The 23334-nt window shown below is 74.2% G+C and carries 17 protein-coding genes, 2 tRNA genes, 1 pseudogene and 1 riboswitch; of the genes and pseudogenes, 12 read left to right on the forward strand and 8 right to left on the reverse strand.

Annotated features, from left to right (window positions below; all coding sequences use genetic code 11):
- Positions 1-69 precede the first annotated feature (69 nt).
- A tRNA-Lys gene (locus tag ACZ6IM_RS37875) sits at positions 70-142 on the forward strand.
- Between the two features lie 112 nt (positions 143-254).
- Positions 255-794, forward strand: coding sequence for a hypothetical protein (locus ACZ6IM_RS37880; protein ID WP_469563217.1), 540 nt, complete (start codon positions 255-257; stop codon positions 792-794).
- A 6-nt stretch (positions 795-800) separates the two neighbouring features.
- On the opposite strand, the pseudogene ACZ6IM_RS37885 reads toward ACZ6IM_RS37880, so the two are convergent.
- A pseudogene (locus ACZ6IM_RS37885) lies at positions 801-1106 on the reverse strand (CatB-related O-acetyltransferase); the annotation flags it as partial.
- 163 nt (positions 1107-1269) lie between these two features.
- Here ACZ6IM_RS37885 and ACZ6IM_RS37890 point away from each other — a divergent pair.
- Positions 1270-1662: a hypothetical protein gene (locus ACZ6IM_RS37890; protein WP_469563220.1), complete on the forward strand. Its 393-nt coding sequence runs from the start codon at positions 1270-1272 to the stop codon at positions 1660-1662.
- Positions 1663-1668: 6 nt separating this feature from the next.
- Positions 1669-2067: a hypothetical protein gene (locus tag ACZ6IM_RS37895; RefSeq protein WP_052843152.1), complete on the forward strand. Its 399-nt coding sequence runs from the start codon at positions 1669-1671 to the stop codon at positions 2065-2067.
- Here the strand turns inward: ACZ6IM_RS37895 and ACZ6IM_RS37900 are convergent.
- Positions 2048-3007: a MerR family transcriptional regulator gene (locus ACZ6IM_RS37900; RefSeq protein ID WP_052843150.1), complete on the reverse strand. Its 960-nt coding sequence runs from the start codon at positions 3005-3007 to the stop codon at positions 2048-2050. The two genes, ACZ6IM_RS37895 and ACZ6IM_RS37900, sit on opposite strands and share 20 nt — an antisense overlap.
- Before the next feature lie 175 nt (positions 3008-3182).
- Here ACZ6IM_RS37900 and ACZ6IM_RS37905 point away from each other — a divergent pair, with 175 nt between their 5' ends.
- The 5 genes from ACZ6IM_RS37905 (at position 3183) to ACZ6IM_RS37925 (ending at position 8378) form a co-directional block, all read left to right on the forward strand.
- Positions 3183-4313, forward strand: coding sequence for a dihydrofolate reductase family protein (locus ACZ6IM_RS37905; RefSeq protein ID WP_052843148.1), 1131 nt, complete (start codon positions 3183-3185; stop codon positions 4311-4313).
- Between the two features lie 68 nt (positions 4314-4381).
- Positions 4382-4455: transfer RNA gene (locus ACZ6IM_RS37910), tRNA-Met, on the forward strand.
- 329 nt (positions 4456-4784) lie between these two features.
- Positions 4785-5861, forward strand: a complete 1077-nt coding sequence (locus tag ACZ6IM_RS37915; RefSeq protein ID WP_469563225.1) for a PP2C family protein-serine/threonine phosphatase — start codon at positions 4785-4787, stop codon at positions 5859-5861.
- A 224-nt stretch (positions 5862-6085) separates the two neighbouring features.
- A riboswitch (cyclic di-AMP (ydaO/yuaA leader) is annotated at positions 6086-6242 on the forward strand.
- 10 nt (positions 6243-6252) lie between these two features.
- On the forward strand, positions 6253-7296 hold the full coding sequence (locus tag ACZ6IM_RS37920; RefSeq protein ID WP_052843146.1) for a M23 family metallopeptidase: 1044 nt from the start codon (positions 6253-6255) through the stop codon (positions 7294-7296).
- 137 nt (positions 7297-7433) lie between these two features.
- On the forward strand, positions 7434-8378 hold the full coding sequence (locus ACZ6IM_RS37925; RefSeq protein ID WP_469563228.1) for an aldo/keto reductase: 945 nt from the start codon (positions 7434-7436) through the stop codon (positions 8376-8378).
- Between the two features lie 19 nt (positions 8379-8397).
- Here ACZ6IM_RS37925 and ACZ6IM_RS37930 read toward each other — a convergent pair whose 3' ends face one another.
- On the reverse strand, positions 8398-9807 hold the full coding sequence (locus tag ACZ6IM_RS37930) for a PrsW family intramembrane metalloprotease (protein WP_469563231.1): 1410 nt from the start codon (positions 9805-9807) through the stop codon (positions 8398-8400).
- A 10-nt stretch (positions 9808-9817) separates the two neighbouring features.
- Positions 9818-10657, reverse strand: coding sequence for a tRNA (guanosine(46)-N7)-methyltransferase TrmB (gene trmB, locus ACZ6IM_RS37935; RefSeq protein ID WP_469563234.1), 840 nt, complete (start codon positions 10655-10657; stop codon positions 9818-9820).
- Positions 10658-10780: 123 nt separating this feature from the next.
- Between trmB and ACZ6IM_RS37940 the strand changes: the two genes are divergently transcribed.
- Positions 10781-11191 carry a Dabb family protein gene (locus ACZ6IM_RS37940; RefSeq protein ID WP_052843138.1) on the forward strand — a complete coding sequence of 137 codons (411 nt, stop codon included), beginning with the start codon at positions 10781-10783 and terminating at the stop codon, positions 11189-11191.
- On the opposite strand, the gene lhgO is transcribed toward ACZ6IM_RS37940, so the two are convergent.
- Both lhgO and ACZ6IM_RS37950 read right to left on the reverse strand, forming a co-directional pair.
- The gene (gene lhgO / locus ACZ6IM_RS37945) at positions 11188-12480 is read right to left on the reverse strand and encodes an L-2-hydroxyglutarate oxidase (protein ID WP_469563238.1); all 1293 of its coding nucleotides are present in this window, start codon (positions 12478-12480) and stop codon (positions 11188-11190) included. The two genes, ACZ6IM_RS37940 and lhgO, sit on opposite strands and share 4 nt — an antisense overlap.
- 58 nt (positions 12481-12538) lie before the next feature.
- Positions 12539-13960 carry a hypothetical protein gene (locus tag ACZ6IM_RS37950; protein WP_052843134.1) on the reverse strand — a complete coding sequence of 474 codons (1422 nt, stop codon included), beginning with the start codon at positions 13958-13960 and terminating at the stop codon, positions 12539-12541.
- A gap of 712 nt (positions 13961-14672) precedes the next feature.
- On the opposite strand from ACZ6IM_RS37950, the gene ACZ6IM_RS37955 reads away from it, so the two are divergent.
- Both ACZ6IM_RS37955 and ACZ6IM_RS37960 read left to right on the forward strand, forming a co-directional pair.
- Complete coding sequence (locus ACZ6IM_RS37955; RefSeq protein ID WP_469563241.1) at positions 14673-16790, forward strand: asparagine synthase-related protein; 2118 nt, start codon at positions 14673-14675, stop codon at positions 16788-16790.
- Positions 16791-16890: 100 nt separating this feature from the next.
- A complete protein-coding gene (locus ACZ6IM_RS37960) occupies positions 16891-20187 on the forward strand; it encodes an ATP-binding protein (protein ID WP_469563244.1) in 3297 nt (1098 codons plus the stop codon).
- On the opposite strand, the gene ACZ6IM_RS37965 is transcribed toward ACZ6IM_RS37960, so the two are convergent.
- Positions 20174-22267, reverse strand: a complete 2094-nt coding sequence (locus tag ACZ6IM_RS37965; protein WP_469563247.1) for a sigma-70 family RNA polymerase sigma factor — start codon at positions 22265-22267, stop codon at positions 20174-20176. The genes ACZ6IM_RS37960 and ACZ6IM_RS37965 overlap by 14 nt on opposite strands.
- Positions 22268-22451: 184 nt before the next feature.
- On the reverse strand, positions 22452-23306 hold the full coding sequence (locus ACZ6IM_RS37970; RefSeq protein ID WP_469563250.1) for a TetR/AcrR family transcriptional regulator: 855 nt from the start codon (positions 23304-23306) through the stop codon (positions 22452-22454).
- Positions 23307-23334 lie beyond the last annotated feature (28 nt).

Raw genomic sequence — 23334 nt, forward strand, 5'->3', positions numbered from 1 at the left:
GATACCCGATCGGCGTCCCGGCGGCGTCGGGCTATGCTCGGTGTGGCAACATCACGCAACACACCGCCTGGGCCCTTAGCTCAATTGGCAGAGCAGTGGACTTTTAATCCATTGGTTGTGGGTTCGAGTCCCACAGGGCCTACTCGTCGGACCCCGGCTCACCGCAGGAGCGAGCTGGGGTCCCGTCCGTCTCCCGGCGCAGTTCTTTCCTTCTCCCTTGAGGGGGAAGATGATCTGTTCTAGACAGGGTGCTCGTGAACGAGAACACGGCCGCCGTGCTGGCGGCGTTCATCGGAGTCGCCGGCGCCCTGGGCGGAGCGTTCATGGGTGCCTGGATGCAGCGGAGAGCCACCCTGGAGCAGATCGCCGCTCAGGAGAGGGCCGAGCAGCGCAATCAGCTGCGCACCGACCGCCGCGCCTCCTACGCGGAGGTCATGGACGCCTCCGAGCGGTTCATCGCCTCCCTCGACGACATCGTGGCGGCACGACGTGCGCTCGCGGGACCGCCGGGCTCGGAAAGCGGGTGGGAGCAGCTGCGTGAGGAGAGCCGGACGGCCATGAGGATGCTGCGCCGCGCGATCTGGAACGTGCGGGTGGCGGGCCCGGAGGACATGGCCGACCTCGCGAAGGGGATCTACGACGTGAACATGCGCCGCTTCGGGATCGCCTTCGATCGAGCCCTCACCTTCGAGGAGATGGACGAGCGGCTCGACCACGAGAACGCCGAGTTCCGGCAGTCGCGCGCACGGTTCGTCACCGGAGCCCAGCGTCTTCTGGGCAACGGTGGAACCTGAGATCGATCAGCCCTGACCCGCGGCGGCCTCTTCCAGCTCCGTGACGGTGCCCGGCATGATCGTCCGTACGTGCTCGGTGATCTGCTCCACCGGCCAGTCCCACCACGCCAGCGCGAGCAGCCGCGCGATGTCCCGCTCCGCGTGGCGCGTGCGGATCAGACGGGCCGGGTTGCCGCCGACGATGCCGTAGTCGGGCACATCGCCCGTCACCACGGCCCCGGTGGCGATGATCGCGCCGTGGCCGATGCGGACGCCGGGCATCACGGTGGCGCCGTTGCCGAACCAGACGTCGTTGCCCACCACGGTGTCCCCCGGGTTCGGCAGGCCGGTGAGCAGGTCGAAGTGCTCGGCCCAGGAGCCGCCCATGGTGGGACTTCCGGAACCGGCGGCGGCCGCCGCGGGCGCCTTCTCCGTCTCCCGGGCGAAGGACGCGTGACCGCCGGGCCCGCCGGGCCGACGGGTAGAGTCCCCCGGCATGAGCACAACTCCCCCCGACGACAGCCTGGTTGACCTGCGGCCCCGCCGAGTAACCCCGCGCCGCCTCGGCGCCGCCGCCGTGGTCTACGGCGTGTTCGTCGCGGGCTGGTACCTGGGGCAGCCGGTGACCCCCGAGTGCCATGTCGACCAGGCCGCCCTCGACCGGGCCGCCGAGCGGTACCGTCCCGAGCCGTCCGCCACGCCCACGCCCGCGTACAGCCCGATTCCGTCACCGTCGGCGTATCCGGGCCACAGTCCGCTCGTGAACGCCCACGCGGTGCAGACCCCCCACGTCATGTCTCTGACCTTCACCTCCTACGCCGTCGCCTGCACCAACGACATGGACGAACGCCCCCGCCTGCGAGCCTGGTTCGACGGCGACGGGGAGTAGAGCCGGATGCCCGCCTGGATGACCTTGCGCCGCCTCGGCGTCGTCACCACCCTGTACGCCGTGTTCCTGGCCGGGTGGTGGCTGGGCCAGCCCGTGCGGTCCGACGGCTGCGTCGAGGACCGGATCACCGCCGGGTCGGACGGCCGTCCCACGCCGGTGGAACCGGCCGACCCAGGCCGCTACGTCGACAACCTCGACCTCGGCTTCGGCTTCCTGGACTTCGGCATCCTCGACTGGGCCGACGACCTGGACGGCTACCGGGACGGCGAGTACGGCCCCAGCGACTACGGGTACGACCTCCAGGGCGGCCCACGCACGTATGCCGCGGCCGGTGCCGACCACGCACCCTGCTCCTACAAGAAGCGCGCCCGCCTGCTCGCCTGGGTCAACGGCGACTGGGGCTGACCCGGCCGGGCCGCCGAAGGGCCCGGACCAACCAGGGCTGGAAGGGCAGGTGGCCGGGGACGACCTGCCAGTCGTTGAGGGTCCAGACCAGGCGCCAGTACCGCTCGACGAGTGGGTCGTGTCCCGCCTCGAACCGCCCGGCCAGCCACTCCCGCAGCTCCGGGCCGTCCGGGCGGTCGAGTACGGCGGCGCAGCGCGCCACGACGGCGTCGACGACCGGGGCGGCCTCGTCGCCCTCCGGATCGATGCCCGCCGCTCTGGCCCCGGCGACGGCCTGCCGGACGTAGGGGATGAGGTCCGCCGCCGCCTCGGGGGCCACCCCCGGCAGTACGTCCTCGTCGGCGGGCGGGAGGGCCGCACGGGCCATGCGCCCGCGGAAGTCGTCGTCGGCGACGAGTCCGGCCAGCTCCACCCACGCGGCGAGCTGGGCGTCGGTGGGTTCGTCGGGGAGTTCGGGCAGGGCGGCGCGCAGGGCAGCGGCGGCGTCCCTGGCGTGGGGCGTGCCGGCCTCCAGCGCGGCGATGAAGTCGGCGATCACGCGCCGCCGTTCGTCGGAGGTGAAGCGGGCGATCCGGTGCATGAGAACGGTCTCCTCGGGGCCGGCGTCGCGCCGGGCGACGAGTCGCAGCACGCTGTGCCGCAGCCGCAGCGCGCGAATCTGCAGGGCGGTGGCGTCGGCGTGTGCGGCGGCGACCTCGGCGACGGAGAGGTCACCGTCCAGGACACGGCGGACCGTGGTCAGATCGACGTCCAGCTCCCGCAGGACGCAGATGAGGTGGAGCCGGTCGAGGGCCGCCTCGCCATAACGGCGGTAGCCGGCCGGGGTGCGGTCGGTGGGGGGCAGCAGTCCGGTGTCCGAGTAGAACCGGATGGTCCGTACGGACACGCCGGTACGGGCCGACAGTTCACCGATGGAGTGCGGGGGCGTCGCGCCGTTCATGAGCCCACCCTGCGGTCTCCAGCCACTGGAGAGTCAAGGCGGGGCGTCAGCCGGAGGGCGGCCCCCTGCCGGCGACGGACGGCGAGTGCGCCGGCCCACGCCGGCCATGACCGACAATGGCGGCACTCCACGCCAGTCCGTCCGCTCGCCCCGCTCGTCCCACCGGAGTGCCGCCATGCCCCTCCCGTACGTCCTGCTCTCCGCCGCCGTCTCCCTCGACGGATACCTGGACGACACCGGCCCCGAACGGCTCCTGCTCTCCGGCCCCGCCGACTTCGACCGGGTGGACGAGGTGCGGGCCTCGGCGGACGCGATCCTGGTCGGGGCCGGGACGATCCGGGCCGACAACCCGCGGCTGCTGGTGAACTCGGCCGAGCGGCGGGCGGCCCGCACCGCGGCCGGAAGGCCGGAGTACCCGCTCAAGGTCACCGTCAGCGGCAGCGGCGAGCTGGACCCGGCGGCGCGGTTCTGGCACACGGGCGGGGAGAAGGTGCTGCTGACCACGGACGACGGTGCCCGGCGGGCCCGCGCGCTCGGGACCGGGGCCGATGTGGTGTCCCTGGGCCCGGACCTCGGCTGGCACGCCGCGCTGGAGTACCTCCACGACCGGCGGGGCGTGCGGCGGCTCATGGTCGAAGGGGGCGGGACCGTGCACACCCAGTTGCTCCAGCAGGAGCTGGCCGACGAGCTGCAGCTCGTCCTCGCGCCGCTGTTCGTGGGGGACACGGCCGCGCCCCGGCTGTTCGGGCCCGGCGCCTACCAGGGCGGGCGGCTCGCGCTGGTCGAGACCCGGCGGATCGAGGACGTCGTACTGATGAGGTACCGGCCCACCGCCCCCGGCACCGGTGACCGGGTCGCCGCCGCCGACCGGCACTGGCTGGGCCTCGCCTGTGAGCTGGCCGAGCTGTGTCCGCCGTCGGACACCGCGTTCAGCGTGGGGGCGGTCGTGGTGGCCGCCGACGGGAGCGAGCTGGCGCGGGGGTTCTCGCGGGAGGGCGGTGACCCCGTCGTGCACGCCGAGGAGGCGGCGCTCGCGAAGGTCGACCCCGAGGACCCGCGGCTCGCCCGCGCCACCGTGTACAGCAGCCTGGAGCCCTGTGCCCGCCGGGCCTCCCGGCCAGCACCCTGCGCCCGGCTCATCCTCGACGCCGGGGTGCGCCGCGTCGTCACCGCCTGGCGGGAGCCGGACACCTTCGTGGCGGGGGCGGACGGGAGCGGGGTGCTCGCGGCGGCGGGCGCCACCGTCGTCGTACTGGACGGGTACGCGGAGCGGGCCAAGGCGCCGAACCGCCATCTGGAGGGGTAGGGGAGGGCCGGGGGAGATACCGATGTGCATTCCGCCCCGTGGATGACGTACAGTGGTGAACACAACGACGCGGGGTGGAGCAGTTCGGTAGCTCGCTGGGCTCATAACCCAGAGGTCGCAGGTTCAAATCCTGTCCCCGCTACTGAAGGCCGAGGGCCGGAATCCGAAAGGGTTCCGGCCCTCGGTGCGTCTCCGCACGCGGTCCGTGTCATCCGGTCGGCCCCTCACCGTTCGCCCCCCGCCCCCGCTCCGGGAAACCTGGAGTCCGGGACGGCAAGCGGCGCGGACGTGCGGGGTGGCGGGAGACGAGTGGTGCGGCCAGGTGACGTGGACGACGAGGGAGCGTACGCCCGAGCCGGCGGCCGGCTCCCCGGCGATCCCGTGCCCGACCCGGGCCTCGGCGACGAACCGCGGCCCCTGTCGCCCCCCGCGCCACCGCCACGCCGGCGGACCGGGTACAGGCGCCTCTTCGTGCACGCCCTCCCCGTGCTGCTGATCGTCGTCGCCATCCTGTACGACATCTTCACCCCGAGGTACTTCACCGCCGGGCCCCTCTACACGGCCGCGCCCCTGATCGCCGCCCCGCTCTACTCGCGGCGCGGCACCGCCCTCACCGGTGTCGCCGTGGTCGCCGCGGTCATCGGGTTGCAGCTCGGCAAGGGCGTCATCCACTACGTCGACTCCCTCACCGAGCTGATCACCATCGCGACGGTCGCCGTGCTCGCCGTCCTGGTGAACGGCCTGGTCCGCCGCAGCGACGAGCGCCTCGTCTCCGTCCGCGAGATCGCCGAGGCCGCCCAGCGCGCCGTGCTGCCCCAGCCCGCCGAGCGGATCGCGGGCTTCGAGATCGCCGTCTGTTACGAGGCCGCCCAGGCGGACGCCTTCATCGGCGGCGACCTGTACGCGGTGCAGGACAGCGCCCGCGGCGTCCGGCTCATCGTCGGGGACGTGCGCGGCAAGGGCATGGGCGCGGTGGCCGCCGTCGCCGTGGTGATCGGCGCCTTCCGGGAGGCCGCCGAACAGGAGGCGACGCTGGAGGCGGTGGCGCAGCGACTGGAGCGGGCGCTGGCGCGCGAGGGCACCCGGCGCGACGGACTGGACGCCTTCGAGGGCTTCACCACCGCCGTACTCGCCGAACTCCCGCACGGTGGCGGCACGGTCCGCATCGTCAACCGCGGCCATCCGCCGCCCCTGCTGCTCTACGCCGACGGCACCCTCGGCCCGCTGCCCGCCCGCGAGTCGGCGCTGCCGCTCGGCATGGGCGAGCTGGGCGTGTGGCCCGACCGGGCGGAGGAGGTCGCCTTCCCCGGTGGGGCCACGCTGCTGCTCTACACGGACGGACTGACCGAAGCCCGGGACGCGAAGGGCGAGTTCTACGATCCGCAGACGCGGCTGGCCGGCCGCGTCTTCGGGCATCCGGCGACCCTGCTCGACACCCTCGCCGAGGACGTGCGCCGGCACTCCGGGGGCGGCATGGCGGACGACATGGCGCTGCTCGCCGTACGGCGTCCACGGCGAGGCGATCATGATCACTGTCACGAGCCGTGACAGCGTGACCTCCCTCCGCATAACAACTGATGCGCCGTCAGAAGAACATGACGTGAAGGGGAATACTGAGGCGCGGTCAACTCGCCCCGTTTTCACCGGTAGTGAGGCTTACATCCCGGCCGTTTCCGTTAATGATCAAGAGGAACGGCTTGGAATCGGAGCCTCGTGTCTATTAACGTTCGATAACGCAGCGCGGTCGTCCCAGCCGTCACAGAAGGCGGCTCCGTGCGCACGCGCCGAATCCCGCAAGGGAACCGGGGAACCACCACATTGGGGTGAATCGGGCGTTTGACGCCGTGGCAACACGGCTGCATGTGCCCGTAGGAGACCTTCCTGCTCCGAACCCGTCAGCTAACCCGGTAGGCGGAAGGAAGGAAAGGAGTACGCCCACGTGGCGTCCAACCGGCCTGCCCCCGAGGCCCCGTCCGTGCCCTCAGGGCACGGCACCGACACCTTCGGCTACGACAGCTACCGCACCGAAGAGGGCCCCTGGGAGGAGTGGAATCCCACCGCGGACTCCATCCGCCCCGTACGCGGCCGGCACCGCGTCGCCAAACAGCGCGGCGGGCTCGCCCGCAGCTCCACCGTCCTCGGCGTCGGGGTCATAGCGGCCGTCGGCGCGGGGGGCATGGCCAGCGCGCAGACCGGCAAGCCGCCGGTGTCCATCTCCGTGCCGGACCTGCCGAACGTCGGCTCGCTCCTGCCCGGTGACGACGACACCTCGGAGCCCGAGGGCTCCGCCACCCCGCTCAGCGGCATCACCCAGGCCGTAGCCGCCGACAGCGCGGAGGGCACCGGCACCGCCGACGCCGGTGAGTCGCTGCGGGCCCGGATCATGGCGCAGGCGGAGCAGCAGCAGGCGCAGGTCGAGACGAAGGCGGCCGCCGAAGCCGCCGCCGCGGCCGAGAAGAAGGCCGCGGAAGCCGCCGCCAAGGCGGAGAAGGAGGCCGAGGCCAAGGCCGCCGCCGCCAAGAAGAAGGCGGCGGAGGAGGCCGCGAAGAAGGCCGAGGCCGAGCGGCTCGCGAAGCTGGCCAAGCAGTACACGCTGCCGACCTCTTCGTACACGATCTCCTCCACGTTCAACCAGGCCGGCTCCCTGTGGGCCTCGGGCCACCACACCGGTCTCGACTTCGCCGCCCCGACGGGCACGCTGCTCAAGGCGGTGCACAGCGGCACGATCACGTCGGCCGGCTGGGACGGCTCGTACGGCTACAAGACCGTGCTCACCCTCGACGACGGCACCGAGCTCTGGTACGCGCACCAGTCCTCCATCAGCGTCAGCGTCGGCCAGAAGGTCACCACCGGTGACGTCATCGGCCGCGTCGGCGCCACCGGCAACGTCACGGGCGCCCACCTCCACCTGGAGGTCCACACGGCCGGCGGCTCCGGCATCGACCCGATGGCCTGGCTGCAGAGCAAGGGCCTCACTCCCTGATCCACCCCGCCCCTTGATGCGCCCCGCCGAACCCCGGCGGTCCTGACGGCAACCCCCCGACGTCAGGGCTGCCGGTTTGCGGGATTTTTGCGCAGGTGCCGGAATGGCCTGCTCCGGTGCGGTCGTTGAACCACTACATGACTTCTCTGCGCAAACTCGGCTCCTCCGACCTCGAGGTCTTCTCGCTCGCCCTGGGCGGCAACGTCTTCGGCTGGACCGCCGACCGGGACCGGTCCTTCGCCGTCCTGGACGCCTACACGGCGGCCGGCGGCAATTTCGTCGACACCGCCGACTCCTACTCCGCCTGGGTCGACGGCAACAGCGGCGGCGAGTCCGAGACCGTCCTCGGCCAGTGGTTCGCGGCCCGCGGCAACCGTGACGACGTCGTCCTCGCCACCAAGGTCAGCCAGCACCCCGAGTACCCCGGCCTGTCCGCCGCGAACATCAAGGCGGCGGCCGACGCCTCGCTGCGCCGCCTCGGTACCGACCACATCGACCTGTACTACACCCACTTCGACAAGCCCGAGGTGCCGGTCGAGGAGATCATCGGCGCGCTCGACGACCTGGTGAAGGCCGGCAAGGTGCGGCACATCGCCGCCTCCAACATCTCCGCCGAGCGGCTCGCGGAGTCCCTGGCGTTCTCCGACCGCGAGGGCCTCGCCCGGTACGTCGCCCTCCAGCCGCACTACAACCTGGTCTCCCGCGACACCTACGAGGGCGAGCTGCGCGACCTCGCCGAGCAGGCCGGTCTCGCCGCCGTGCCGTACTACGCCCTCGCGGCCGGCTTCCTCACCGGCAAGTACCGGCCCGGCACGGAGGTGGACAGCCCGCGGGCGGGCGGTGCGGCCAAGCACCTGGAGACCGAGCGGGGCCGCCGGGTGCTGGCCGCGCTGGACGAGATCGCCGAGGCCCACGACGCTCCCGTCGCCACGGTCGCCCTCGCGTGGCTCGCCGCCCAGCCGACGGTGGCGGCGCCGATCGCCTCCGCGCGCACGGTGGAGCAGCTGCCGGCCCTGCTGGGCGTGGCCGGGCTGAGCCTGACGGAGGACGAGGTCGCGCGACTGACACGGGCGTCCGCCTGAGCGCGCGGACGACGCGGACCTACGGCCGGTGGGGGCTGTACGGCACGTACGGCGCGTAGGGAGCCTGGGGCGAGGGTCCGTACGGCGCGTAGGGAGCGTACGGGGCCTGTAGGGGGTGCGGGGCGTACGTGGCGGGTGCGGTCCGCGGGCCGTACGCGCCGTGCGCCCCGCCGTAGGGATACGCCCACGGCGGTACCGGCCGCGGTGGGAGCGGCGGCGGTGCCGCGGCCCGGGCCGCGTACTCCAGCGCCGGCCGGGCCACGTCCCGCAGCTGCCACAGGGCCTCCAGCAAGGCCCGCTCCCGCACGGTGAAGTCGGCGCCCGCCCGGCCCCGGCGCCCGCGCTGCCGCAGGAACGCCACCGAGGTCGCGCAGGCCTCGTAGCGTGCCACCGCCCGCGCCCCCTCCTTCCCGGCGTGCCGGCGGGCGTACTGCCGGGCGATGCGGCGGGCCCGCATCGAGCCGAGCGCGTACGGCTCCGCCGGCGTGAGCCATCCGGCCACGACGTACGCGGGCAGTTCGGCCCGTACGGTGCCCAGTTCGCGCTGCCTGGTCCAGATCACCAGCCAGGTCAGCAGGCCGAAGGACGGCACCATGAACGCCGCGTACACGGCGAAGAAGCCGTACTCGCCGAACGCGGCCGAGCCGTTCCACAGGGCGTGCATGCCCATCGCGAGCAGCAGCCCGGCCAGGGGGAGCAGGGCCCGGCGCAGGCGGTGCCGGCCGGCCGAGAGCGCCGCGATGCCGAAGCCGATGCCGGTCAGCACGGTGAACAGCGGGTGCGCGAACGGCGACATCACCACCCGCACGAAGAAGGTCGCCGCGGTGACGGAGGCGATGCCGCTGCCGCCGGTGAGCTGGTCGGTGCCGAAGGCGGTGCCCAGGTAGAGGATGTTCTCGGTGAAGGCGAAGCCGGTGGCGGTGACCCCGGCGACGACCACGCCGTCGACGATGCCGGTGAAGTCCCGTCTGCGGAACAGGAAGACCAGGAGGACGGCGGCGGCCTTGGCGGACTCCTCGACGACCGGCGCTATGACCGTGGTGCCCAGCGTGTCCGCACCGGCCGGGTCGGCGGTCGCGGTCGCTATCCAGCGGGTCGCGAAGCTGTTGGCGACGATCGCTATCAGCGCCGCCGCGCAGGCCCCCCAGGCGAAGCAGAAGAGCAGGTTCCGCCAGGGGCCGGGATCCACCCGGTCCAGCCAGCGGAACGCGGCTATGAGCAGGGGCACGGGCAGGACGGCGAGGCCGAGCCCCACCAGGAAGCCCCGCGTGCCGGTCTGTTCGCGCACCAGGGCCAGGATCACCAGGCCGGAGAGCGCCAGCAGGGTGATCAGCGCGCCGTAACGGACCCAGGGACGCTGCCACCAGTGCGTATGCCGGTGCGCGCGGGTGGGATGCACACGGGTCGGATACGGGGGACAGGTGGCCACGGCATGGACCCTAACCGGTGGGGGGCAGCTCCTTGTGCTGTACGCGACGGAAGAGCAGGTCGTTCACCACATGTCCCTTGTCCAGTCCCTGGCCCTCGAAACGGGTCAGCGGCCGGTGTTCGGGGCGTGGCGCGAATCCGCCGCCGGGCACGGTGTTCTCGAAGTCGGGGTGCGCGGTGAGCACGTCCAGCATCTGCTCGGCGTACGGCTCCCAGTCGGTGGCGCAGTGCACGACCGCCCCCGGGGCGAGCCTGGCAGCGGCCAGGGACAGGAACTCCGGCTGGATCAGCCGGCGCTTGTGGTGCCGCTTCTTGGGCCACGGGTCGGGGAAGTAGACGCGCAGCCCGGCGAGGGAGTCGGGGGCGAGCATCTCGCGCAGCAGGATGATCGCGTCGCCGTTGCCCACCCGGATGTTGGACAGCTCCTTCCGCTCCGCGAGACCGAGCAGGTTTCCCTGGCCGGGGGTGTGCACGTCGACGGCGAGGATGTTGGTGTCCGGGTCGGCGGCGGCCATCTGGGCGGTGGCCTCGCCCATGCCGAAGCCGATCTCCAGGACGACGGGGCGGGTGTTGCCGAAGAGGTCGGCGAGGTCGATGACCCGCTGTCCGTCGATGTCCAGTCCCCACCCGGGCCACAGCCGCTGCAACGCGTCCGCCTGCCCGGTGGTCACCCGGCTCCGCCGGGGCTGGAAGCTCCGGATCCGCCGCTCGAAGTGCGACCCGGCGGGATCGGCCTTCGGGCCGTCGGGGAAACGGGGCTCGCCTTTGGCGCGGACGTGGCGCGGGGAGGTCCCGGCCGAGGGCGTAGGAGCGGCTTCGGCGGCTTCGGGGGTGTGGCGGAAGTCAGACACAGTGCGTCGATTTTAGTCCGCGCACGCGGTTGCGATGGCCTATCGGACTAGTTACAGTCTATAACTACAGCGATAGCGCGAAGTGCTGTTGCCGTGACAGTTGCCCCGTGGAGGAGAGACGCCGTGATCCATCACCAGATCCGCCTTGCCATGCGCCCCGACGCCCCCCAGGACAAGGTCGACGAAGCGCTCGAGATGCTCCGCAGGATGGGGCGGGAGATCGACGCCGTCGCGTACTGGGCGGTCGGACGGGACGTGGGCGGTGACTTCGACTACGGCGCGATGTTCGCGGTCGAGGACATCGAGGCCTACCGGGCGTACATGCACGCTCCGCTGCACCGGCGGGTCGACGAGATCGGGCTGCCGCTGGTGCGGCACATGGTCTCGCACGACCTGACCGACGACGAGGACCCGGCCACGGGCGAACTCATCCGGCAGATCCACGCGGAGCGCTTCGCGGGGGACCCGGCCCTCGTGGCGCTGATCGAGGGCCTCGGCTCGTACGAAGGGAGCAGCGCGCCCGGGCGGGACTAGGAGGTGTGCCGGGGGTGTGCCGGGGGTGCGCCGACGGGGCGCCAGTCCGCCAGCACGGCCAGCGCTCTGCGCGCCACCTCCCGGCCGATGGGCAGGGACGCGGTCGCCGCGGGCGACGGCGCGTTCAGGACGTGCACCGCGTGGGCGCCCTCCTTGATCAGGAAGTCGTCCACCAGCGTGCCGTCCGCCAGCACCGCCTGTGCCCGCACCCCGGCGGGAGCGGCGACCAGGTCGCCTTCCGTCACCGCCGGCAGCAGCCTGCGGACCGCCGTCGTGAACGCGGACCTGGACAGCGACCGCCGCAGCTCGCCCGCGCCGTACCTCCAGTGCCGCCCGGCCATCCGCCACGAACCCGGCCAGGCCAGGGTCGCACCCAGCTCACGGGGGCGCACCACGCCCCAGCCGTAGCCCTCGCGCGCCAGCGCCGGCACCGCGTTCGGCCCGACGTGCACGCCGCCGTCGATGCCCCGGGTCAGATGCACCCCGAGGAACGGGAACGCCGGGTCCGGCACCGGGTACACCAGTCCCCGCACCAGCTCCGGCCGCGCCAGCTCGTAGTACTCCCCCCGGAAGGGGACGATCCGCATGCCGGGGTCGTCCCCGGTCAGCCGGGCGATCTCGTCGCAGTGCAGCCCGCCGCAGTTGGCCAGGACCCGGGCGCGGAGCACGTCCCCGGCGCGGGTGCGGACGGCGACCCCCAGGCCGGGGCGCCGGTCGACGCGGTCCACCTCGGCGCCGTAGCGGATCTCCGCCCCGGACGCGTGGGCGAGCTGCCGGGCCACGGCGCCGTAGTCGCAGATGCCGGTGGTGCCGACGTGTATGGCGGCCAGGCCCCGCACCTCGGGCTCGTACTCCTGGATCTGGGCGCCGCCCAGCTCGCGCACCGGTATGCCGTTCTCCCGGCCGCGCTGGACGAGGGCGTGCAGGCGGGGCAGCTCGGCGCGGTCGGTGGCGACGATCAGCTTGCCGGTGACGGCGTGGTCGATGCCGTACTCGGCGCAGAACTTGACCATCTCGGCGGCGCCCCGCACCGCGTAGCGCGCCTTCAGCGAGCCCGGTCGGTAGTAGACGCCGCTGTGGATGACCCCGCTGTTGCGGCCCGTCTGGTGGCGGGCGGGGCCCGGCTCCTTCTCCAGGACCGTGACGCGGGTGCCCGGAGCGGCGCGCGTGATCGCGTACGCCGTGGACAGGCCGACGATCCCGGCGCCGATCACCAGCACATCGCTGTCGAACACTCGCTCCACCTCCCGGTCCGTCTCCCGGTCCGTCTCCCGGCTTCGATAGTGCACTGCGCCACTGACAACGCCCTCAAACCCGCGGGGCGGGTGCGGTGAGCGCGGCCGGCCGTCAGGCCGGAGTCACCAGCAGCGGGCGGGCGCGCTCGCGCAGCTCCACCACGCGCGGCTCGTCGCCGTACGGCTCCAGGCGGTGCAGGAGGTCCTTCACGTACTCGGTGGTGCGGGCCGAGGAGATGCGGCCGGCCACCTCGACGGCCCGCTCGCCCTGCTCGCAGGCCGCGTCCAGGTTGCCCGACTCCAGCTCGGCCACCGCCGAGACGACGAGTCTGAGGCCGTGCGAGCGTACGAACTCCTCCGTCGGTTGCGACAGCGCCTGCTCGGTGAAGCGGCGCACCTGGCGTGGTGCCTTCAGGTCGCGGTAGCACTCGGCCGCGTCGGCGGCGAACCGGTCGTAGGAGTAGAAACCCAGCCACGACGGGTCGCTGTCGCCCGGGCGGGCGCGCTCCAGCCAGCTCTCGGCGGCCTTCAGGGCGGCCCCGGCCGCCACCGCGTCGCCCGCTCGCGCGTGGGCGCGTGCCTCCACCAGGCGGAAGAAGCTCATGGTGCGGGCCGTGGCCAGACCGCGGTTGCGTTCGAGGGCGGCCTGGGCGAGGTCCACGCCCTCGTCGCCGAAGCCGCGGTAGGTCGCCTGCAGGGACATGGAGGCGAGCACGTAGCCGCCCAGCGGGACGTCGGCCGCCGCGCGGGCCAGGCGCAACGCCTGGATGTAGTACCGCTGGGCCGCCTCCTGCTGGCCGGTGTCGAAGGCCATCCACCCGGCCAGCCGGGTCAGTTCGGCCGAGGCGCCGAACAGGGCGCGGCCGACCTCGTCGGAGTAGGAGCCGAGGAGGAGCGGGGCCGCCTCGACGCGTAAGCACTCGGGGACCATCGACGAACGCCAGTCGCCGCCCCCGTACTTGGAGTCCCAGCGACGGGCGTCCTCGGCGGCCTCGCGCAGCTTCTGCACATCACTGTGGCCGACTTTGAGCGGTGCGCCGGAGCCCTCGGCCGGGCCCGCCTCGCGCGCCACCGAGCTGTCGGCCGGGGTTATCAGCCATCGCGAGGCGGGCGTCGCGTACGCGCTCACCGCGAACGACCCGGCCAGCGACTGCCAGATGCCGCCGCCGGCCCGGCGGCCGGCGAGGTCGAGACGGTACAGCTCGGTGGCGGACCTGACCGCCTGGCCGACGTCCCGGGGGAAGGCGAGGCCCACTTCGGGGGCGGGATCCGCGTCCGCCAGGCCGATCTCGTGGAGCGGCACCGGGCGGCCGAGCTTCTGGCCGATGGCGGCGGCGATGAGGTGCGGTGCCGCTCCCTGCGGCACCATCCCCTTCGACACCCAGCGCGCCACCGACGTCTTGTCGTAGCGAAGTGTCAACCCGCGTTGGGCGCCGAGGTCGTTGACGCGCCGGGCGAGCCCTGCGTTGCTGATTCCCGCGAGGGCGAGAACGGCGCCGAGCTTTTCGTTCGGCCCGCGTTGCTCCCTGGACATGCGCCACCCCTCGACACAGACGGCTGCCGCGCTGGCATAACCACGCGGCATTCGTAAACCCAGCGTAGTTCGCCGGATCCCAGGCGTTAAGAGGCATTGTTCCGGATGGCGGGATTGTGGTCCGTACTCAAGTGCGGTGTATGTACGGTCCGTTGCCGCGTGCTCCCGATGTGTGGCCGTGCGCCCGTGCGTGCGCTCTTCTCCGGCCACGGCGGGAGCGATTCCATGAGCGGTGCGTGGGTCGGCCCGCTGTACTGGATCCAGTGGGCTGGGGGACGCCGCCGCCTACATCCCCGCGGGCGGCGGTCCGGTCCGGGGGGCGAGTTCCGTCCCCCGGACCGAGCGCCGGCCGCCCTCGGCCGGTGGTGCGCAGAGTTTGTACGGAGCGTGTTCGAGTGCGGCTGCGTGACGCCGATTTGGCTGAAAATCACCTCTGGTGATTTCGGGGTACTACCGCCCTCACCATGGGAGTTGAGGGCGCGCGGGGGAGCCAAGGGGCGCGTTCCGGGGGCGCATTCGCGTCGTCTTCACTCCCTTCCGGGCGGCGTCCCGGGGGCGGTGCAAGGGAGTTGGCGCCTTCGCGTGAGGTTCCGCGAGAGCGCACGCAGGGGGCACACGCGGCTCCGCCGACGCTCTGTGGCGCGCCCTTCATGGCAGCATGGGAAACCAGTTGGTGCGGTGCACTGGTTGTCCCCAGCCTGTGGAGGCGTCGATGCGGTGGTTGGTGGGGTGGAGCAGCGCCGCCGTGGGAGCAGCGGGGATCGCCGGAGCGGGCGGCTCCGCCGGTGCCACCGGCTACGACGGCGAGACCGTGCAGCCCGTGGGCGCCCAGCCGCTGTGGGGCGACCCCGACCCCCTGTGGGCGGTCGGCGACTGGCGCCCCGACGAGGTGCGCGTCGTCAGCGCCGACGCACAGACCCGGATCGCCGTCCTCGGCATCTGCGGTGCGAGCGACGAGCAGTTGCGCGTCGCGCTGTTCGCCGCGCGCGGGGGCGCGCTCCGGCATCTGACGGCGTGGCCCGGCAGCTACACGGCCGTCGTCCAGGTGGGGCGGCGGATCACCGTCTGCGGCGACCTCGCGGGCGCGCGGCCGGTTTTCCACACCCCCTGGGCGGGCGGCACCGCCTACGCGACCGCCGCGCTGCCGCTCGCCGACCTCGTCGAGGCCAACCTCGACTTCGGCCACCTCGCCGCGCTGCTCGCCACACCCGACGTGCCGGCCGCGCTGGACGACTCCACCCCGTACGACGGCGTGAAGCGTGTTCCGCCGGGGCATGCGCTCATCCTGCGCGCCGGGGCGCGTGAGATCGCGGGGTACGAGCCGGTGGCCTCGCTCGCCGTCGCGGCGCCCACGGCGGACCCCGACCGCGCGGTGGACGGCGTGCGGGACGCCCTGGTGGAGGCGGTGCGCACCCGGCTGGCCGCCCCGCGGCACGTCCCCGGGGACGGCATCGACCCCGGGCCGGTCCCGGGCATGGGGCCCGCGGAACGCCGCGCGGCGCGCGGGATGCCGGTACCGGGGATCGGGGCCGACCTGTCCGGCGGGCCCGCCTCGGGCACGCTGGCGCTGCTGGCTGCCGGGCTGCCGGGGATGCCGGGGACCGTGCTGGGGCACGGCACCGGGGCGGGGGAGCGGCTGCTGGCCGTCACCTTCAACGACCTCGCCGTCGGCGGGCAGGAGCCCGAGCTGGCGCGGGCGGGTGCGCTGGCGGCCAACCCGCGGCTGCACCACGTGGTGGTCACCGGCGGCGAGGACATGCTGCCGTACGCCGCGCTGGACGGGCCGCTGACCGACGAACCCGGCTCCTTCCTGGTCGCCGCTGCACGGCACCGGGCGCGGCTCGCCGCGGGGAGCGCGGACCACTTCACCGGGTACGGGGCGCGGCAGGTCCTCGACGCCCATCCGGCGCGCCTCGCCGACCTGCTCATGGACCGCAAACGGCGGCACCTGGTCCGGCCGGTCGCCGCGCTCGCCAGGGCCGACGGGTCGGTACTGGTCCCCGCGCGCGTGTACGCGGCGGCGCGGCGGCTGGCGCGCACGCCCTACCGGAGCGGGCTCGAGGTGCTCGCCGAGCGGTTGCTGCGCAGACGGTTCGACACGCCGGGCGACGGGGCGATGGACGCGTCGTTGGCGGCGCTGACCTGGGCCGGGCCGGGGCCGGCGGCGCGGTGGCTGACCGGAGAGGCGCTGGCTGAAGTATCGGTTCGCCTCCAGACGTCCTCGCAGCGGTCGGGGGTGGGTCCGGGGCAGCGGCCGGGGGACTTCCGGGCGCGGGCGGCGCTGGCGCGGCAGGCGGCGGAGGTGCGGGTCCTCGAGCAGGCCGCGGAGGTCCGCTTCCAGCGGTTGCACACGCCGTTCCTCGACAACCAGGTCGTGCGGGCCTGCCGTGCCCTGCCGGAGGCGCTGCGGGTGCAGCCGGGGGCGCGGGCGGCGATCCTGCGGACGGTGCTGGAGGGGGCGGGGGTGAGTGAGCTGCCCAGCGGGTGGGGGGCGCCCACCCAGGGGCTGGCGGCGTCCGCCGCGCGGACGGGGCTGCGGGTCGCCGCGGACTCGCTGCTGAGGCTGTTCGACACGCCGCTGCTGGCGGAGGCGGGGCTCGTGGAGGCGCGGGTCGTGCGCAAGGCGGTGCGGGCGGCGGCCGCGGGTGAGCCGCTGCCGCTGGACGGGCTGGCCGACCTGGTCTCGCTGGAGCTGTGGCTCGGTCGTCTCCTCGCCCGCCGCGGCACCTGCTGGACCGGCACCCCGGCCCGCCAGCGCGCGGTACCGGCGGGCATCGCGCCGCAGCGGGGAGCACTGGGCGGCGCGGGGACGGTGGCGCGGCGGGGCTGAGGGGGGAAGGCGGGCTGCGGGGGGCGCGGGGTGCCTGCGGCGCCGGGCAAGAAGACCGCGCCGGGTGCCCGCACACCGCCGGTACGGCGACAATGACCCCGTGCGGTACAGAATCCTGGGCGTCACCCAGACGGAGGACCACGGCACCGTCGGGACCCCCGGCGGCCCCCGTCTGCGCGCGCTGCTCACCGCCCTCGCCCTGCGCCCCGGCGGCGTCGTCGCGCCCACCACCCTGATCGACGAGGTCTGGGCGCAGGACGATCCGCCGCAGGACGCCCCCGCCGCCCTCCAGGCACTGGTCGGCCGCCTCCGCCGTACCCTCGGCAGGGAGGCCGTCGACTCCGCCCCCGGCGGCTACCGGCTCACCGCGGCCCGCGACGACGTCGACCTCTTCGTCTTCGAGCGCCTCGTACGCCAAGGCACCACCGCCCTGGGACACGGCGACCCCGCGACCGCCGCCCGGCACCTGGACGAGGCCCTCGCCCTCTGGCGCGGCCCCGCCCTCGCCGACCTCCCCGGCCACGCCGCCGGCCCCGAGGCCCTGCACCTGGAGGCGACCCGCAGCCGTATCGAGGCCGGCCTGCGCCTCGGCGACGCCCACGACGCCGTACCGCGGCTGCGCGAACTGACCGCCGCCCACCCGTACGACGAACCGCTGCACGCCCTCCTCATCGGCGCCCTGCGCGCCACCGGCCGCGACGCCGACGCCCTGGCCGCCTACGAGAGCACCCGCCGCACCCTCGCCGAAGGCCTCGGCACCGAACCCGGCCCCCGGCTGCGCGCCCTGCACGCGGAACTGCTGGGCGCCCAGAGCGCGGTGCGCACCTCGCCCGAGCGGACTCCCGACGGCCGCGCGGGAAACATCAGGCCCCGGCTGACCACCTTCGTGGGACGCGAACGCGAGCTCGACGCCATCCGTTCCGATCTCCGCGGCGCCCGCCTCGTCACCCTCACCGGACCGGGCGGGTCCGGAAAGACCCGCCTCGCCGAGGAGGCCGCCACCGGGCTCGCTCAGGCGTGGCTGGTCGAGCTCGCCCCGCTCGACCGGCCGGAAGCGGTGCCGGGCGCGGTCGTCAACGCCCTCGGACTGCGCGAGACCGTGCTGCTGACCGGAGACCGGACCGCCGTGCAGGACGACCCCGTCGCCCTGCTCGTCGAGTACTGCGCCCCGCGCGACCTGCTCCTGGTCCTCGACAACTGCGAACACGTCATCGGCGCGGCGGCCCGGCTCGCCGAGACCCTGCTGACCCGCTGCCCGGGCCTCACCGTCCTCGCCACCAGCCGGGAACCCCTGGGCGTGCCCGGCGAGTCGGTACGCCCGGTGGAGCCGCTCACCCCCGAGCAGGCGTTTCGTCTCTTCACCGCGCGCGCGAGCGCCGTACGGCCCGACGCCGACGCCGTACTGCGCGACGAGGAAGCGGTCGCCGAGATCTGCCGGCGCCTCGACGGACTGCCGCTGGCCATCGAGCTGGCGGCCGCCCGGCTGCGGCTGCTCACCCCCCGGGAGATCGCCGACCGGCTCGACGACCGCTTCCGCCTGCTCACCTCCGGCAGCCGTACCGTCCTGCCCCGCCAGCAGACGCTGCGCGCGGTCGTCGACTGGTCCTGGGACCTCCTCGACGAGGCCGAACGCACCATGCTGTGCGAACTGTCCGTCTTCGCGGGCGGCTGGGACCTCACGGCCGCGGAGGCCGTGGGCACCGGCCCCGCGGCGGAACTCGTCGGGGCCCTCGTCGACAAGTCCCTGGTCGTCGCCGACCCGGGCGCCGAGGGCGCCGGCATGCGCTACCGCATGCTGGAGACCATCCACGAGTACGCCGACGAGCGCGCCGCCGAGGTCCCCGGACTGCGCACCGCCGCCGAACGGGCCCACCGCGCGTGGGCGCGCACCCTGGCCGAGGAGGCCGACCCGCAACTGCGCTCGGCCGGACAACTGCCGTACATCTCCCGCCTGGAGACCGAGCACGACAACATCCGCGCGGCCCTCGACCGTTCGCTCACCGCGGGCGACGAGCCGGAGGCGGCGGCCCTCGTGCTCGCCATGGGCTGGTTCTGGTGGCTGCGCAACTACCGGCACGAGGGTGTCCGGTGGCTGGACCGGGTGCTCCGCCTCGGAGTCGCCCTGGACACGGAGGGCGGTCGGGTGCCGGCGGCGGACGTCCTCGCCCGTCGTACGGCCGCCGCGGACCCGGTCGGCGCGCTTCTCGCCGTACGGGAGGACAGCCCGCCGCACCCGCTCGAATCCCTGCGCATGCGGGTGCGGATGATGCACATCCTCCTCACCTTCGAGACCGAGCCGAGGGAGGGGCTGCTGGACGGGCGCATGCGGCGGTACGTCCGGCGGGTGCGGGACCACTTCGCGGCGGGCGGCCCCGAAGCGGCCCGGGTGCCCGGTCTCGTGTGGCCGCTGACCGAGTTCTTCGTCAGCGACTCGGGCGAGGTCCGCGCCTCCATGGACGCCTCCGTCGCCAACTGCCGTGCGTACGGGGGCGAATGGGAGATCGCCGCCAGCCTCATGTTCCGCACCCACGCGGTGGTCGACATCGCGGGCGCCCCTGCGGGCATCGACGACGACCTGGCGGAAATGCGCGTGCTCAGCCGCCGCGTCGGCGACCGCCTGGTGGAGGCCCAGGTGTGCAGTGCCTTCGGCGAGGCCGCCATGGTGCGCGGCCGCTACGAGGAGGCCAGGGCCGAGTACGAGGAGGCGTTGCGGCTCGCCGAGGAGGTGGGCGCCTTCGCGGAGGCGCCGTTCCTGATCGCCCGGCTCGCCGAGATCGCCTACCGCGAGGGGGACCACGGCACGGCGCTCGGCGTGCTCGACGAGGCCGGTGCCGCGGCGGACCGGTACGGCGTGGTGGACTCCAAGGCCTTCGTCCTGTTGCTGCGGGCCGGGCTCGCCGTGGTGGAGGAGGACTTCGCGCGGGCGCGCGACCTGTGGGAGGCGGCCCGCGAGGAGTGCCTGCGCGGCACGCCGCCGCCGCAGTTCCTGGCCATGCTGGGGCTGATGGACGCGCTCGTGACGGCGGGCGAGTCGGGCCCGGGGGAGGCCCTGCCGCTGCTGGCGGACGCCATGCGGACGGCCGTCGAGGAGCGGTGCGCCGAGCTGGTCCTCGCGACCCTCGTGGACAGCGCGGCCGGGCTGCTGAGCGACCTCGGCGACCAGGCCCGTGCGGTACGGCTGCTGGGCGCGGCCGGACACTGGCGCGGCGACCGCCCGCGTCCCGTGCCGGACCGGGCGCACGCCGAGCGGGCCGAGGCCACCGCCCGCGGCGTCCTCGGCGGTGCGCGGTACGCCGCCGAACTGGCCGAGGGCGTCGCCCTCACGCCCCGGGACGTCGTCGTCGAGCTGGAGGCCGCGGTGGGGCGGCCGGTCCCGACCGCCCCTACGCGCAGGTGAAGCGGGACCGGGCCCAGTCCGCGAGGGCCAGTGAGTCGAAGTGGCTGTGCGGCTCGGTCACCAGCCGCAGCGTCTCGCGCCCCGTGATGTCCACGTGGACCGGTACCGCGGGGTCCCCGCCCTTGACCATCCCCGAGTTCCACAGCCGGACGCCGTCGGCGTACACCGAGAAGTGGACCTTGCCCAGCTTCATCGTCAGGTCGTCGACGCCGGCCAGCGCGTCGTAGGACGAGCAGTCACGGTTGAGGTCGATGGTGACCGAGGAGCGTCCGTGGACGGTGACGCCGTGCGCGTACCGGACGTCGTCGATCGACAGGGCGGAGCGCTGCCACACCCAGCTGCTCCCGGCCAGCCGCATCTCGGGGCCGGTGCCGTCGCCGCTCACGTCGTACGCCAGCTCGCTCCACTGGTAGACGGTCGGGGCCGGTGGTGGCGGTGGTGTGGGCGACGGTGGGGGCGGTGGTGGCGGCGGTGGTGGTGCAGATGTCGCGGTGGGGGTGGGGGTCGGTTTCGGTTTCGGCTTCGGGGTGGGTGCGGGTGTGGGGGTCGGCTTCGGGGTCGGGGTCGGCTTGGGCGCTGCCACCGGTGCGGGTGGGCGGGGCGGGTGGGTCGAGGGCGTGGGAGTGTCCGGGGCGGGCTGCGCCACCGGTGAGGAGGCGGGCGGGGCGGCCTTCGGCGGCTCCTTGTCCGGGGCGTCGTTGCCGGCCAGCGCGAGGGCCAGCGCCGCCGCGGCGGCCACCGCGACCACGCCGGCCGCGATACCGGCCTTCACCGGTGCGCCCAGCCCCTCGGAGGCCGCCGCACCGCCCCCGGCACCCGCTCCGCCGGAGCTGCCGCCGCTCGCCGCGGCCGCCGCGCCCGCGGCTCCGGCCGCCCCGGCGCCCGCGCCCCCGGCGATGAGCCCCGCCGCCTTCGCGTACCCGGCGACACCGAACCAGCCGATGACCGCGACGGGCACCACCGCGGGAATGCCGCTCGCGACCTCCTCGATCTGGGTGGCGGCCAGCCGGCACCTGGCGCACTCCTCCAGGTGCTTGCGCAGCCCGCGTTCGGCCCGGATGCGCAGCCTGCCGCGCGCGTACGTGCCGAGCTGGTCGGCGTAGCGGGCGCACTCCTTGTCGGTGGCGAGGGCATCGCTGACGTGGGCCTGGAGGTAGGCCTGCTTCAGGCCCTCGCGGGCGCGGCTGGCGAGGACACGGGTGCCGTTGGCGTCCAGCCCGAAGAGCACGGCCACCTCGCTCGGCGACTCGTCCTCGACCTCGGTGTGCCACAGCACGGCCTGCCACCGCTCCGGCAGCGACCGAAAGGCCCGCATGGCCATCGACTGCTCGGCCTCGTGCATGGCGCGGACGTCGGCGCCCAGCTCCAGGGTGTCGTCGTCCGCCTTGGTGGAGTGCGCGGCCTGCGCGGCGAACACCGCGAAGTCCTCGACCAGCTGCTCCCGCCCGGCCGACCTGGTCCAGCCGGCGGCGACGCGCCGGACCGCGGTGAGCAGGTAGGCGCGCACGGCGTGCTCGGGCCCCGAACCGCCGCGCACCGCCTGGAGCATGCGGGCGAACACCTCGGCGGTGAGGTCGTCCGCGGTGTGCGCGTCCCGGCAGCAGGTACGCGCGTACCGGCGTACCGCGTCCGCGTGGCGCCGGTACAGCTCCTCGTAGGCCGTGTCGTCGCCCGAGCGCATCCGCTCGATCAGCTCCGCGTCGGACGCCGGAAACTCCCGCGGCGGCGGCAGGATGCCACCGTCGTACAGCTCCCGCGGCGGCGGCAGCACGCTGTCCTCGTGCAGCTCGCGCTGCGCCGGGACCCCGGTCCCCGAGCGGTCCCCGTCCTCGGCGGGGCCACCGCTGCCGCCGCCCTCGGCCCAACCGCCGAGGGCACCGTCCTCCGTGGGGCCGCCACGGGCGGTTTCCCCGGCCTGGCGGCCGTCCTTCGCGGGAGGGCCGGCCCGCCGGGCGTGTGCCGGGCCGCCCTGGCCCGGCACCTGCGGCGCGTCACCGTCCCGGGTGCCGCCTGCTCCGACGCCACCGGGACCGTTCTCCCCGTCACCGCCGAGTGACCCGTCCCGCCCGTCAACGCTCATCGCGGAAAGCCCCCGCCAACCTGCCCAGCCCGTCCGAACACCGGGTCAGCGTGCCATATTGGCTTTTGTTCAGGCCCCTCCTGTGCCGACCATCACTCGTCTGTGGGGACTTGCCGTGCCGCGGTAATAACGCTCAGCCGTTCGGGGAAGGAGAAACGGGCCGCCCGACGGCGTCGCCGCCGTCTCACGCCGGACGCGACCGCAGTCCCTCCAGCAGGATGTCCAGCAGCCGGGCCGAAGCCGCTGCCTGCTGGGCCGGGTCAGGCAGCGAGGGCGCCGCCGTGGCTATCACCAGCAGTACGTCCGACACCGACACGTCCGGCCGCAGCTCCCCCGCCGTCCGCGCCCGCTCCACGAGTCGGCCCACCACCTCCAGGAGCGCCGCGGCCCCGTCGTCGCCCGCCAGGGAGTCCGCGGCGGAGCCCGCCGCAGGACCCGCCGCGCCCGCTCTCTCAGCGACGGAACCCGCGGCGCCAGCCGACGCCCCGGCCCTGGCGGCCTCCTCGGGCACCAGGCGCAGCTCGCCGGTGCCCGGCTGTATCCGCTGCTGCGGCACCCGCGGATCACCGGCCGCCGCACCACCGGCACCACTGTCTCCGTCGTCCTGCGTCCCGACCCGCAGCACCTGCGGTGGCAGCAGCCGGCCGGCGCCCGAGGCCACCGACGTCCGCAGGAAGCGGGACAGCGCCGACCACGGCTCGTCCTCCTGCCCGAGCGCCGTGCGCGCCTGGTCGGTCAGCCGCGCCGTCTCCTCCTCGGCTATCCGGCGCACCAGGACGTCCTTGCTCGGAAAACGCCGGTACACCGTGCCGACGCCGACCCGCGCGCGCCGCGCCACGTCCTCCATCGGCGCGCCGTATCCCAGCTCGCCGAACACCTCCCGGGCCGCGCGCAGCACGTGCTCCAGATTGCGCTGGGCGTCCACGCGCAAGGGCGCGCTCCGCGCCGCGTCGCCGCGTGCGCCGCCCGCCGTCGCATTCATCGCGCCGCCGGGCGCGACGGTCGACGCGGACGACCAATGAGAATCCTGAACATGCATAGACAATCCCCCGGTAATGACGTCTCCC

It is taken from the genome of Streptomyces sp. NPDC042336 (assembly GCF_055581985.1).

What these genes read in the sequence shown, in the direction of transcription:
- ACZ6IM_RS37905 (WP_052843148.1), top strand. Translation starts at nt 3,183, where the DNA reads ATGCCCCTCCCGTACGTCCTGCTCTCCGCCGCCGTCTCCCTCGACGGA.
- ACZ6IM_RS37970 (WP_469563250.1), bottom strand. Translation starts at nt 23,306, where the DNA reads ATGCATGTTCAGGATTCTCATTGGTCGTCCGCGTCGACCGTCGCGCCC.
- ACZ6IM_RS37965 (WP_469563247.1), bottom strand. Translation starts at nt 22,267, where the DNA reads ATGAGCGTTGACGGGCGGGACGGGTCACTCGGCGGTGACGGGGAGAAC.
- ACZ6IM_RS37890 (WP_469563220.1), top strand. Translation starts at nt 1,270, where the DNA reads ATGAGCACAACTCCCCCCGACGACAGCCTGGTTGACCTGCGGCCCCGC.
- ACZ6IM_RS37895 (WP_052843152.1), top strand. Translation starts at nt 1,669, where the DNA reads ATGCCCGCCTGGATGACCTTGCGCCGCCTCGGCGTCGTCACCACCCTG.
- ACZ6IM_RS37925 (WP_469563228.1), top strand. Translation starts at nt 7,434, where the DNA reads ATGACTTCTCTGCGCAAACTCGGCTCCTCCGACCTCGAGGTCTTCTCG.
- ACZ6IM_RS37900 (WP_052843150.1), bottom strand. Translation starts at nt 3,007, where the DNA reads ATGAACGGCGCGACGCCCCCGCACTCCATCGGTGAACTGTCGGCCCGT.
- ACZ6IM_RS37950 (WP_052843134.1), bottom strand. Translation starts at nt 13,960, where the DNA reads ATGTCCAGGGAGCAACGCGGGCCGAACGAAAAGCTCGGCGCCGTTCTC.
- ACZ6IM_RS37955 (WP_469563241.1), top strand. Translation starts at nt 14,673, where the DNA reads ATGCGGTGGTTGGTGGGGTGGAGCAGCGCCGCCGTGGGAGCAGCGGGG.